9 protein-coding genes are annotated in these 13833 nt (G+C 32.5%); 2 read left to right on the top strand and 7 right to left on the bottom strand.

The features are described from left to right. Positions 1–99 precede the first annotated feature (99 nt). The 4 genes from LEP1GSC199_RS22220 to LEP1GSC199_RS00110 form a co-directional block, all read right to left on the bottom strand. Positions 100–273 (bottom strand): integrase core domain-containing protein, encoded by a 174-nt coding sequence (locus tag LEP1GSC199_RS22220; protein ID WP_415857897.1) that lies wholly within the window; start codon positions 271–273, stop codon positions 100–102. Further along, complete coding sequence (locus LEP1GSC199_RS20445; protein WP_051999711.1) at positions 252–812, bottom strand: DDE-type integrase/transposase/recombinase; 561 nt, start codon at positions 810–812, stop codon at positions 252–254. Before LEP1GSC199_RS20445 ends, LEP1GSC199_RS22220 begins: the two co-directional genes overlap by 22 nt. Positions 813–1075: 263 nt before the next feature. Continuing rightward, on the bottom strand, positions 1076–1390 hold the full coding sequence (locus tag LEP1GSC199_RS00105; protein WP_002975869.1) for a hypothetical protein: 315 nt from the start codon (positions 1388–1390) through the stop codon (positions 1076–1078). Positions 1391–1433: 43 nt separating this feature from the next. Then, entirely contained in the window at positions 1434–1733 is a 300-nt protein-coding gene (locus LEP1GSC199_RS00110) for a PH domain-containing protein (protein ID WP_002975872.1), read from the bottom strand. Positions 1734–1833: 100 nt separating this feature from the next. On the opposite strand from LEP1GSC199_RS00110, the gene LEP1GSC199_RS00115 reads away from it, so the two are divergent. Beyond that, complete coding sequence (locus LEP1GSC199_RS00115; protein ID WP_002975868.1) at positions 1834–2052, top strand: helix-turn-helix domain-containing protein; 219 nt, start codon at positions 1834–1836, stop codon at positions 2050–2052. Between the two features lie 373 nt (positions 2053–2425). Here LEP1GSC199_RS00115 and LEP1GSC199_RS00120 read toward each other — a convergent pair whose 3' ends face one another. Genes LEP1GSC199_RS00120 through LEP1GSC199_RS00130 form a run of 3 tightly spaced genes read right to left on the bottom strand, consistent with a single transcriptional unit; the run spans position 2426 to position 13641 of the window. Then, on the bottom strand, positions 2426–3106 hold the full coding sequence (locus LEP1GSC199_RS00120; protein ID WP_002975871.1) for a 4'-phosphopantetheinyl transferase family protein: 681 nt from the start codon (positions 3104–3106) through the stop codon (positions 2426–2428). Positions 3107–3119: 13 nt separating this feature from the next. After that, the gene (locus LEP1GSC199_RS00125; RefSeq protein WP_002975874.1) at positions 3120–3902 is read right to left on the bottom strand and encodes a CPBP family intramembrane glutamic endopeptidase; all 783 of its coding nucleotides are present in this window, start codon (positions 3900–3902) and stop codon (positions 3120–3122) included. After that, positions 3895–13641: a non-ribosomal peptide synthetase gene (locus LEP1GSC199_RS00130; protein ID WP_002975867.1), complete on the bottom strand. Its 9747-nt coding sequence runs from the start codon at positions 13639–13641 to the stop codon at positions 3895–3897. The genes LEP1GSC199_RS00125 and LEP1GSC199_RS00130 overlap by 8 nt, the downstream gene beginning before the upstream one ends. Before the next feature lie 61 nt (positions 13642–13702). Between LEP1GSC199_RS00130 and LEP1GSC199_RS22225 the strand changes: the two genes are divergently transcribed. Continuing rightward, positions 13703–13833, top strand: a 131-nt coding sequence (locus LEP1GSC199_RS22225; protein WP_157356581.1) for a transposase, incomplete at its 3' end; no start/stop codon positions are given.

Genomic DNA, 13833 nt, shown 5'->3' on the forward strand with positions numbered 1-13833 from the left:
GAGAATTTCTGAATGAAATATCACATTGCTTTTCAATTTATCATGATATATTTGTGTCTTAGTTCAGTGAAAAACAGAATTTTGAGATTCAAAATTAAGCTAAGCAACAAGCCTTATATTAGCCTTTACCGAGTATTCTTTTCTCTTCAATTTTGCTTCAAGTAGTTTTTCTTTTCTTTCTGCTAAAATCTTTTCCTTGCGACCATAAAACACATCCATAGGTGTTACGTAACCGATTGCAGAATGAAGTCTTACCGAATTGTATTCTTCAATCCATTTACCAACTTCTTCTCTATTTGTTCGCGTGAATACATTGGTATTTCACGGATTAACTCAGTCTTAATGGTTCCATGAAATCTTTCTAGTTTCCCGTTGGACTGAGGATGATTTACAGAAGTCCGAACATTATGGATAGAAAATTCTTTCAAAATTTGTTTGAATTCCTTAGTCAAGAATTGAGATCCATTGTCAGTTATAAGACGAACCGCTAACTTATCGCCTCCAAGCCATTTGTCGCATGCGTCCCATAAAACTAACTGTGTATCAAGTGACTCCATTCGGGTACTGATTGACCATGCAAGGACTGCACGTGAAAAACCGTCTAACACTGATATCAAATAAACAAAACTCCCTTTAAAATTGATATATGATATGTCCATATGCCAGTGTTCATGAATAGCTTTAGGTTGATCAAAACCTGTTTTCTTTGAATCTCCCAAGGGCTTTTGCCATCTGCGGTTTAAACCACAGTCCACCAGAATGCGATATACACTAGAAGGAGACATATATGCTATGTTTTCATCAATCATCATCCATGCCAAAAGAACATATCCTTTGAATGGATGATTTCGTTTGTAATCTTCAACTGCCTTTCGTTCCTCTGGTGTTATCCAATGCGATTTTGGAATTACTTTCTTTGGTGATTTGTTTTTACATTTTCTCCAAACAGTTAACTTGCCTGGATTTACATCTATTTTACTACACAGGTATTTGATGGGGAGACCTGACGCCTCTTTCAGCCGATCTAAGGTATTTACAATCTCATGCTTTAATGCAGTCGAAACATGTAATCCTGTCAGAGCTCCCCAGCTTCTTTTTTTAGGTCGATGATCTCCCCTGTGAGTTCGGCTATGATTCTGTTTTTCCTCTCCAGTTCCTTTTCATACTTTTCTATCAGTTTCTTGTTTTCATTGGATTCTTTTTGATTCGACCCAGCCAATGCTTCGCGTCCTGCTTCCAATACTATTTTTAACCAATTTTGCATCATGGTTGGATGAATCCGATATTCATCACAGGTGTCTACCAACTTTGATTTTAATAGGTGTTTTCGGATGATGCCTATCTTGTCATCCGCTTTGAACGTACGTCTTTCTCTTACTTGTTTTTCCATCTCTAATCTCCATTTTCGGCTTGGAGTATTAGCTTAATTTAGGTCAGCAAAATTGCGTTTTCATCTGAACTGGAATAATAATAGATTGGTTAATTCGAACATTTTCAACTTTGGTTAGATTTAATTCTAATGAATCTCTGGAAATTAATCCTGTTTTGAATATGAATCTTTTGTTTGTTACTCCAATTTCAGTTGTAAAATAAGAAATTAAAGGTCTGATGATAGTTATAAAACCTATCCCAACAATCATTAGCAGTAAATGCGGGACGAAAGCATAAAACGATATCTTTGCTTTAAACCTTACATTCTCATCTGTTAGTAAATTTTCTTCTATATAACCCATTTCAGTCTCCATTACCTAACACGAATTATCGTGCTACGTTCATATTAACACACGAAATTCCGTGTTCTAAAAATGTCAAGGAAGGCACATAATTTCGTGCGTGGAATATGAAGAATTTGCTAGAAAATTAGGTCTAAAAATCAAAGAAATCCGGATTTCCAAGGGAATCACTCAAGAAGCCATGGAAGAAGGAAATTACCCAATCTCATACAGAACCGTTCAGGACATAGAAAACGGTCAATCTCACCCTTCAGTTCGCTCTATTTTTAGGATTGCAAAACGATTAGAAGTAGATTTGAAAGATCTTATGAACATCTAGTGTATTTTCTCGGAATATTACATCGGAAAAAACGACTCATTTGTTTAGAACTTTGATCGATTTCGAGGACTGAACAGAGGAACAGGTTCAAGCCGTAATTTTAAATGTTAAACTAAAACCATAATTTTACAATTTAAGTATTCTTATCGTTGAATATATTAATTCCCAACAACACCTGCATGTAATAAAAGTTTCTCTATTTTATTAAGTTTTCCTAATTAAGTTTGTATATAATCCATAGATACAAACTAAGAAGCTTTACGATAGTTAAAATAATAATTAAGAAAGCTTTCGCACATTCAAATCATATTGATTCAAAATAGCCTATATATTTGTTCCCTAAAACGAACATCTTAAGTCAACCAATTGCTTTCTATATAACCAATGAATTCACGACTTCATCAAAATCAACTGAGTAAATTTGATCAGGGAAACTCGCGTATTTACAGCATGCTGAAATTACAAATTTCTTATTATATAAGTATTGCTTGAATGGCCAATATTCAATACCAGCATTGTCAAGAAATTCAATAGAGTGGCTATGTAAATTTACATTAATATTTTTGAGCGGAAGGAGAAGACCCCTTCCATCAGCTTTTACGAAACTTTCCTTTGCAGTCCAAATCTTAAAAAATTCTATAGTCTTATTATCATCCTCAAAATTGCAAAGATAGCTAAGTTCGTTAGCTGTAAATATATTAATAAAAACACTTTCTTCAATTTTAATTATTTCCTCAATATCTATACCGATTTGATCCTTCTCCGATATTGCACATACGATTTGATTATTTGAATGCGATAAATTAAAGTACGCACGACCATCTGTTAAAAAAGGCTTTCCACTCAGATTCTTCCAAAAAGAAATTTCAGAATTACTTAATTTTAACTTTCTAATTAATAAATATCGAATTAAAGCATCAGAAAAAATATTTTGAATAGAATACTTTTTGATACGTGCTTGCCCATACGCGACTTTCTTCTCGGGAGATATAAAATCTAAAATATGTTCAACTTCAAAATTATTCGGAAATTCCAGCAGATAAATGGAAATCATTTTGTCAATTGCATCAAAGGTTACTTAATTTTTCAGAGTTCAAAATTAGTAAATATATTGTTGAATCAGCAAATATATGAGTTATAATAGGATAAAGCAGTCCATTTGATTGATGCTTTAAATATCCTAGAGCTAGTCCGTAAATGGTAGCCAGCACAATTCCCGGTAGTCCGCCTGGAATTCCATTAAAATGACAAACTCCAAAATAAATACTCTGTATTAAAATGATAAGCCATACTTTTGTTAATCTTTTTTCTATGCTCGACCATATCACTCCACGGAATAAGACCTCTTCATTAACCGCATTGATAGTAGCAACGATTGGAATTATCGAGTAAGCAATGAAACTATTTAGTTCAGGAATTTGTCGCTTAAATTCAGTTAAATCTGGATTTGTTAACGCATTCCAAACTATGAGAGCAAGAGAGCTCACAGAAATTGTTAATATGATTAACAAAACTGTTTTTAAATTTGCCTTACCTAATAACAGCCAATCGCATTTTTCTCTAACTCTCTTGAAAGCAACTAAGGAAAAGTAAATAAGCAAAATAAAAGCTTTTATTCCATTATCCTGAATACAAAAAGTTACATACAAAGTTCCCATTCCCAAGCAAGAGAAAAATATCGCAAAACCGGATCGCAAAGAATAAGAAATTAGCAAAAAGATAAATAGTCCAAACAGTAACAAAGCCACTTTATTTGAAGAAAAGAATGGGATTAAAGATAAGATTGCTACTAAAAAAACAATATTACTATCTGCGAACTTGGAACCTAATCTAATGATATATTTATTCATGGTGAAAAAATCCTTCTAGAATTTTCTTAATAATCTCTGAGTTTTGCATTGCAAAATCACTGTTAAACATTTCATTGTGTGTTCCAAATCCCTGCATTTCAGAATATTCGCCAGAAGTTACTGATTTCCAAGAATAGTTCAATTCCACTTTAGCTTCCGTTGACCGAATATGATGAATTTTCCAATTAATTTGTGTTTGGACTCTTGTAGATAAGAAATAATCCTTATAATCAATAAACCTATCCTTCAAATGACCATCTATTTCGAATTGCGGTTTATCTGTTAAGCTAATAGGAAATTCCCCGCCTACTTGAAACAAACCCGAAGAAATTTTCTGAAAATTAGTATCATCACTTAATACTGAGTCAAGTAAAATCAATTGATGAGTATCAGAACTTCTCTTTTCCATTTCCACAATTACTTCATATGCTAAAGTTCCTCCGGCAGAATATGCAAGGAAAACTAAAGGTTTACCATTTGAGTATCTTTCCACTTTCTCTATATACATATTAATTCTATTCTTATGACTAAAAAAAGGAAAAGATATAATTGTGTATTCCTTTAAATAAGGAATTGCATGTAGAACATCAACCGGAATACCAACTATCGAAGGGAAATAGAAAATTAAACCTTTCTTACCGTTACTCAGTATTGATTCGTCTTTAAAAATTATATCATTCAAGGAACTAAGCTCAAGCATTGAGTGAATATTCTGTGCACTACCTTTTAATTTTAGTGCATCCATAAATAAGTGTGCAACAGGATATTCGTAGATAAATGAAGCTTCAATTTTAATATTACAATGCTCAAAAATGGAACGAGATAAAATTAATGCTTTTAGGCTATGCCCACCAAGCGCAAAAAAATTATCGTTCATTCCTACCCTTTCGCTCGATAAGATCTGTTCCCAAATTTTTAAAATCTGTTTTTCGAATGGATTTGAACCTTCTACGTATTTTACTTGACTTTGAAAATCATTATTACTTAGTTTCGGCAAAGAATTCCTATCTAATTTCCCTGTTTTTCCGATTGGCAAGTTACTAATCTTTTTGAATAGATGAGGAATCATATATTCAGGCAGCCTACTCTTCAGAAAATATATTAGCTTTCCTGTATCTATGTCTTCTTCCGCTACATAGTATGCTACCAAAATCTCCTTATCATTTCCTCCAACACAAACGGCAATATTTTTGATACCAGGAAATTCAAGCAATACCGCTTCGACTTCCAATAATTCAATTCTAAATCCGCGAAGCTTTACTTGATTATCACTTCTACTATGGAACTCTACATTTCCGTCATCTAATAATTTACAAATGTCACCAGTTTTGTAGATCCGATCACCTTCGCCAAACGGATTCTTTATAAATCTATCATCCGTTAAATCAATAGAATTCAAGTAACCTCTTGCAACTTGAGAACCTCCAATATATAGCTCTCCAAATAGTCCTCTCGGTAATATATTCAAATCGTTATCCAAAATATACAAGCTTACATTGTCAGTAGGTTTTCCAATTGGAACAGAATAACCCGAATGAGTCTCAGAACAATCAAAACAAGTAACCTCGACAGTTGTTTCCGTTGGGCCATATTGGTTGTATAACTTTATAAGCGAATTTTCCCCGATTAAATCATTAAATTTAGTAACCAAATGAGGAGCTAAAATCTCTCCAGAACAATGTATTGATTTTAAGGAATAAATAGATTTTCGTTTTTCCAAAGGTAATGATAGAAGATATTCTAAAAACTGTGCAAACATACTTGGAACAAAATTTATTGATGTAATCTGATATTTTTCGACAGCCTCAAATATTTGCTCGGGAGATTTGTGTAAATTTGAATCGAGAATAGCAACTGTAGAACCTGCAGCAAACCACACAAACAACTCCCTAATAGAAACATCGAAAAAGTAAGGAGTTTTCAATAAAAAGCGATCCGATGAGGTGTGATTAAAATATTCAATATCCCAACAAATCCTATTCAAAACTGAAGCATGTTCAATCATAACTCCCTTAGGCTTTCCTGTTGAGCCTGAAGTATAAATTACATATGCAAGATCAGAGGATTTAATATCAATTGTCGGATTAGTTACATCAATTGACTTAATTGAATCAAATTCGATACAATTTAACCTAATGTCAATGTTAGAGAAATTAAGTTTGTCAAAAATAATTGTGCTACACTGGCTCTGTTCTAAAATTTCATCTCTCCTTAGTTTTGGATCGTCTGGAGATATTGGTAAATATGCTGCTCCTGTTTTTAGAACACCCAAAATTGCGATAAGCATTTTTTGACTTCTATCAAATATTAGAGCTACTAAACTTCCTTTTACACTGTCAACATTTGAAATGAGATAATTTGCTACTTTATTCGCCTCATTATTCAATTCACTATATGTCATCATCCCACCGTTCCAGTAGACTGCTGGATCATTCGGTGATTCACTGACTCTTTTTTCAAACATACTTACAAGGTTTTCATTCTCAAAATTGTGTTTCTTTTCTAGCCCTCTAAGTTCACCTAAAACATTTTCCTTTTCTTCTTCTATTACGATATTTATATTCTTAATTTCTAAACTTGATGAAGAAATAATTTTTTGACAGACAATTTGAAAGTGTTTAAAGAGTCTATCAATGTAATTTTGGCTAAAAAGGTTGCTATTATATTCTAGATCAAGAACTAAACTTGAATTCGAATAACTAAACAAAAAACTTATATCATACTTACTTGTTTTAGTTTTCAACTCCTGATATTCTAGTTCAACGCCATCGGATAAATTAATTTTCGGTATTTCAAAGTTTTGCAAGGCTAACATCACACTAAAAAGCGGCGTTGTTCCTGGATCATTTACGATATTCAGTTCTTCTTGAAAAAAATCGAAAGGAAAGATTTGATTTTCTATTGCATCAACAACTGTTTTTTTAACTTTTAAAAGTAAATCGTTAACTGTCATTTCTCCGCGTATTTCATCTCTTAAAACAAGCAAGTTGACATAAAAACCAATTTGTTCTTCTAATTGAAGGTTCTCGCGTCCAGCAATTGGCGATCCAACAATTACATCTTCAACACCACTATATTTATATATTAAAACTTTCAATGATGCCAGAAGGATCATAAAAAGAGTCAGATTACTTTCATTTACATATGAATCCAATAAATGTGAATGTTTATTCTCGATTTCATATCGTTTAGTTATGCCCTTATTACTCCGTATATTCGGCCTAGGTTTTTCGAGGAAATATGCATTGTTATGTAAGACACCATCTAACTTGTTTATCCAATATTCTTTCGCTGATTGAAATTCTTTTTTACTGAACTGATCAAACTGCCAAATCGTAAAGTCTCGGTATTGTAAAATTGGACTAGTTTCAAAATATTCATTACCTACTTCTGAATTGTAACCACGGATTAGATCCCGTAAAAAAACATTGACAGACCATCCATCAAAAATAATATGATGAACATTTATGAACAGGGCAGTTTTTCCTTGATTACAAGTTAGGAATTCAGCTTTAATTAAAGGACCAATTTCTAAATTAAACGGTATATCAACAGCTGAACCAAGATATTGTTCTAACTGAGCTTCATTAACGAAATTAATTTTCTTAAAACTATAGAAATCCTTGTTTTGTATAAACTGCATTGGTTTTTTTTCTAAAAGCGGAAATATTGTTCTCAAAATTTCATATTTCTCTATAATATTTGAATATGCATGTTCCAGTTTTTTACAAGATACACTTCCATTGAAAACAATTAAACCAGGAATATTGTAGAGGGGGCCATTTCCGAATTGCTCCGCTAACCAGATTCTATATTGGGAACGCGAAAGGTCTAAATACTCAGTGAATTTGGACGGAATAATCTGATCAATGCTCTCTCTAACATCTTGATTTTCTATAAATCTAGCAAGAGCTTCAACAGTTGGGTTATTATAAAAGAAAGATATAGGAACCCGAATACCAAATATTTCTCGAATTTTCGAAGTGATCCGGATTACTTTTAAACTATTTGTATTCAATGAAAATAAATTTTGACTACGATCAATACAATTAATTTTCAAAATATCGGCAATTATCTCTAATAATTGCACCTCTATCGCTCCTTGACCGCTACCCTCTGGCAAAAACTTTTCTAATTCTTGATTTCTGTATAATTTGCTTCGATCGACTTTTCCACTTGCAAGGAGCGGTAAGGATTTTAATAACACAATAGAATCTGGTATCATATAGCTGGGTATACGATCCCGAAGATATTCACAAATTTCAGCATAATCTATACGGAAATCAGTTCCTAAATAAGCTACGATTTCTTTATCTAAATCATTCCCGACTTTCTCTATTACAACGTAAACTTCATTAATATTTGCATGTTTTAAAAGCGTATTTTCAATTTCCGACTTTTCAACCCTATACCCGTTTATCTTATATTGATGGTCTTTCCTCCCAAGGAAAATGGCCTCCCAATTTACTGACCACTTTGCTCTATCGCCAGTTCTATATAACTTACCAATATTTGAGTATGTATTCTTACAAAATAACTTATTAGTTAAAGCAGTATCATTTAAATAGCCTCTACCAACACCTCTACCCCCAACCAATAAATCTCCTTCTATTTCAGGCGGTAGAAGATTTCCATCATCATCAACAATATACATTTCAGAATATGTCAATGGGGTACCAATTGGAATAACATTCTCCTTCGTATTTTCAACTTTATGAAAAGATGAAAAAGTAGTATTCTCAGTAGGGCCATATCCATTAACAATTTCTAACTTAGGTGCTAGGCTCTTCACCTTATTAACATGATAAGGAGATAATATATCACCTCCGACAATAAGTGTATTTAAATTTTCGAAAACTATGGGATTTATTTCTGTGAGTTGATTAAACAATGGAGATGATAAATACATTAAATTAATATTCCAGCGAATAATATAATCCGATAAACTTTCAGAATCTAATAAATCAACTTTATCAAGCAGACAAACGCAACCACCATTTAATAGTGGACCCCAGATTTCAAAGGTCGAAGCATCAAACTCAATTGCTCCTGTCTGAAGAATAATAGTATTTTCATTTAACTTAACGCAATTTTGATTCTTAACCAGATGAACGACATTACCATGCTCAATCATCACACCTTTAGGATTACCTGTGGTTCCGGAAGTGAACATTACATAAGCCAAATCATCGCTATTTAAACTAACTCCAGGCTTTTCATTTTTTTGATCTTGCTCAGCTGAATCAAAATCAATGTAGTTACAATCACTGAGGAGAGTTAAACTTTCTTCAAAATGCCGAAACTTTCGATCAATCAAAACAAATTCGACCGTACTAGCATCTAAGCAATATTCGATTCTTCTTAAAGGATATGATGGATTTAATGGCATATATGCACCTCCAGCTTTAATTATCCCTAAGAGAGAAATTAATAAATCTATGGACTTTTCCATTAATAGACCGACTACTGATCCTTTTTTTAGGCCTAAGTTTAACAGATGATTTGCGATTGAATTAGATTTTAAATCTAATTCAAGATATGTTAAACTATTACTACCGAATTTTATTGCTACAGAATCAGGACTTCTTTCTACCTGCTGAGAAAAGTAATCAACAATGCTTTTTTCACTTGATAATGGAAAGAACTTTCTATTTACATTTTTATTAAAAAACATTTTCTCATCATCAGAAATTATTTCAATCTCAGAAACTAAACCATTCAGCTTATTCACCAGGTTAGTTAGCAAAACAAAAAATCTTGAATATATATACTCGATTCTTTCATGGCTATATATATCAGTATTGTATTCTATATCCAAAAAAATATCTTCATTGCTGATTTCAAAAATAAAAGATAAATCAAATTTACTAGATCGCGAATAATGACTCGGTAAATTAAATTTTTCGAAGGAGACACCGTCTTTAATTCTAGAAGAACCAAAAGTATCTTCCCTTAAAGTTACCAACACATCAAATATCGGAGACTTTTGTAGATTAGTAACTACTCCTGCCTTCTCAACTAGAATCTCAAAAGGATAATCCTGATTCTCAAATGCATCATGAAGGCATGTGTTAATTTTTTCTATGAGCTCGATGACACTGTCATTTCCCGAAAATTGATTACGTAAAACAACGGTATTAACAAAATACCCGATCTGCGATTCCAAATCCTTATTTCCTCTGCCAGCGACTGGTATTCCTAAACAGATATCAGATTGATTTGTAATTCTATAAATTAGAAGATTTAATGACGAAACCAAAATTGAAAACACAGACTTATTAAGTTTATTTGAAAAATTCTTAATATCAGACAAACATCTATAACCTAAGCTATATCTCTTTGTCAAACCATTGTAAGTTTTAACCTTCGGCCTTGGATAACTAGGCAATAAATCGGACGTTGGCTCGAAATTACTTATTTTTTTTATCCAGTAATTTTCCTCCTTTTCAAACTTATCACTCAACAACCGACTTCTTTGCCATTCAGAAAAATCACTATATTGAAAAAAACCAATGTTAGATTCATCTAAACTTGTATCTTCTGAATAAAAGTTCAATATCAAGTCGAATAAAACTTCTGCTGACCAACCATCAAATATTATATGATGAATATTAAAACATAATATGTAACTATCACCTTCAACTTCGAACAAACGAATGTGATAAATATCTGGAGATGTTATATTCAATGGTAAAGAAAAAAAATCTTCCATAGAAGATTCTAATTCGACATAACTAACCTTAGTAATTGGCAAAGAAATCGTACGATTAGCTTTGACAAATTGTTTAGGAACACCACTGTCTTCAATTATAACAGTTCTGAGAATTTCAAACTTATCTATTATTTTGTTTATTGTCTTTTCAAGTTTTTCGACATTTAAATTACTTGAAATTTTTAGTGCGAGAGGAATCGAATAAGAGTTTCCAACATCAAATTGCTCTAACACCCAAAGCCGATATTGCGACAAAGATAAATCATAGAATTCTTTCTTCTCTGCCTTGGTTAACTCACCTACCTTTGATTTATCTTTATAAGATTCCAGTAAAAATGCAACGTTCTCAATTGTTTGACATTGATATAAGTCCCGAATTGATACCTTGGCACCAAACTCTTTATTCATTCTATTGACAATCTTTATTGCCTTAAGACTATGCCCACCTATATCAAGAAATCTATCTTTTATTGAAATTTTATTAGTCCCGATAACCTCCTTCCATATTGTCAATATTCTAAGCTGTTTATCTGTTAATTGATTTTCAGCTTCAACGGAGTCTTCATCAATTTCAATACTAAGCGACTTGCGGATTCTTTGCAATTCTCGCCTATCAACCTTTCCTGATATACTTAGAGGGACTTTCTCAATCCTAATCAACTTACTCGGAATCATATATTCCGGTAATTTAGCGCGAATCTGGTTATTAAATTCGCCTTCGTCTATTTCAATACTGGACTTATAATAGCAAAAAATATCTTTGCTTAGTTCGCCTTCTGCTGTAACAACGCATTCATCTATTTCAGGAAAACTATTTATAGAGTGCTCAATTTCAAGTAACTCGACTCTAATCCCCCTAATCTTTACTTGATCATCCTTCCTTCCGATGTAATTGATAAATCCATTTTTATCTATCTTTGCAAAATCGCCTGTTTTATATAATCTTTCATTTTCAATAAATGGATTTATAATAAATTTTTCATTTGTTAAAGTTAAATTATTGATATATCCTCTCGCTAATTGAACACCACCGATATATAATTCCCCGATTACATCAACAGGTTGAAGATTTAGGTGACGATCCATAATATATATTGTCGTATTTGCTACCGGAGATCCTATCGGAATAAACTCATATTCGTTATTCATTGGAAGGCAGTCATAGTAAATTACATCTACAGCTGCTTCGGTAGGACCATATAAATTATGTAATGTTGCCCCAGTCTTGTTGTTAACAATAGCATTGAATTCATTTACGAGTTTCGGATATAGAGCTTCCCCACTTGCAAAGCAATACCGCAAATCTTTTAAACTAGTATTTATTAAATCCAAATCATCTTTACCAAATTCCAAGAATAAATTCAGCATACTCGGAACAAAATGGATTACAGAAATTTTATTCTCTTTAATCGATTCATAAATTAATTTCGGATCTTTATGTCCACCTGGCTCAAGCACCACTAGTTTTGCACCAGAAAATAAGCTCCAAAACAACTCCCAAACAGATACGTCAAAAGTATATGGAGTTTTTTGTAACAAAGTATCCGTTAAATCCAATGGATATTTTGCATTCATCCATTCTAATCTATTTACAATAGCTTGATGCTCAATCATCACCCCTTTCGGATTTCCAGTTGAGCCTGAAGTATAGATAACATAAGCTAAATTGTTTGAACTACATAATAACTTTGAATTTGTATGATTGAAATTTTGGAAAAAATTTAAATTGTCAATTGCAATAATATTTTTATAATCTTGAAAGATTTCAGTTTTTAACGTTTGTTGTGAAACGATCAAAACTTTACAATTAGATTCTTTCAGAATATGCTCGATTCTAGAAACAGGCAATTCAGAATCAATCGGCAAATATGCGGCTCCAGCTCTAATGATTCCATAAATAGTAAGAACCATTAAGTCACTCCTATCCATCATAACACCGACAATATCTTCCGAACCTACGGAATGCTCTAAATACAAGTAATTAGCAATTCTATTTGACCATTCTGAGATTTGACTAAACGAGTATTGCCTATCCCGAAAAACTAAACCAACGTTATCACCAAATCTTTCCGAACTCTTGTCAATATAATGAGATAAAGTCGGTAGGGAATCATATGAAACAATATCCTCATTAAATCGATACGGTGAACTCTCTAACTGAGTATTGACAAGACTAAACGTATTTACAGGAGACTCAGTATCATCAGAAAAAGTATTTAATAAAAACAGGAAGTAATTCTTAATTCTTTCAAAATTGTTTGAGGATATGTTCGAAACTTTACTAGAAAAAATAATTTTAATTTTATCTTGTTCAGGAATTACATAAACAACAACATCCATATCCGTCTTTTGAATCATCCGAATACTTTCAAAGTCAATTAGTCCATTCTTTGATTCTTTACTACCAGTAGGATAATTTTCAATTACCCAGACATGATTAAAAAGTTGACTTATTCCTGATGGGTTCATTTCAGATAATGCAATAGTCGAATTTGAATTATGATTGACGATTTCTGAATTCAATTTTGAAGCGATTGTTTTAAAAGAATCGTAATTTGATATTTTCACTCTCAATGGTACCGTATTAACAAATACCCCTACCATTGATTCAATTCCCTTAACTTCAGGAGGACGCCCAGAAACCATTACGCCAAAAACATTATCATCCTTATCATTTAGCTTACTTAGTAATATTCCCCAATTACTATACAAAAAGACGCCCCAAGTTATTCCCATTTTGACCGAAGCCGTTTTAATTTTTTTCATTAGAACACTGTCAATAACCATCGAATAAGATTTTCTTTCAGTCTCATCATTCAAACCTAATCCATCATTTAAAAACGGGAACGCAGATAAGCTATCATAATGCAATAAATAGTTAGACCAATACTGTAACTCGGCTTCCTTATCTTTACTAATCAACCATTTCATGTATTCGGGAAACTGAGGCTTATTACTATGAAGAGAATTCAAATTTAACTTACTCAATACTAATTCTTCGATAACCTCTTGTATTACATTGGACATATGAAGTTCCTAACGCATTATATACTCGACAATAGGCAACAAACGACTACAAGAGGTTGCCATGAAGCGGAGAAAACAATACACCACAGAGTTTAAGAGAGAATCGGTTCAATATTTAATATCAAGTGGGAAATCCCAGAATATGGTATGCCAAGAACTAGGGCTCCCCAATGGGATACTAGGCAGATGGAA

This window comes from Leptospira vanthielii serovar Holland str. Waz Holland = ATCC 700522 (assembly GCF_000332455.1).
GTDB lineage: Bacteria > Spirochaetota > Leptospiria > Leptospirales > Leptospiraceae > Leptospira_A > Leptospira_A vanthielii.

Coding starts and splice junctions, on each gene's coding strand:
- LEP1GSC199_RS20445 (WP_051999711.1), bottom strand. CDS start 812: ATGATGATTGATGAAAACATAGCATATATGTCTCCTTCTAGTGTATAT.
- LEP1GSC199_RS00125 (WP_002975874.1), bottom strand. CDS start 3,902: ATGAATAAATATATCATTAGATTAGGTTCCAAGTTCGCAGATAGTAAT.
- LEP1GSC199_RS00105 (WP_002975869.1), bottom strand. CDS start 1,390: ATGGAAAAACAAGTAAGAGAAAGACGTACGTTCAAAGCGGATGACAAG.
- LEP1GSC199_RS00130 (WP_002975867.1), bottom strand. CDS start 13,641: ATGTCCAATGTAATACAAGAGGTTATCGAAGAATTAGTATTGAGTAAG.
- LEP1GSC199_RS00110 (WP_002975872.1), bottom strand. CDS start 1,733: ATGGGTTATATAGAAGAAAATTTACTAACAGATGAGAATGTAAGGTTT.
- LEP1GSC199_RS00120 (WP_002975871.1), bottom strand. CDS start 3,106: ATGATTTCCATTTATCTGCTGGAATTTCCGAATAATTTTGAAGTTGAA.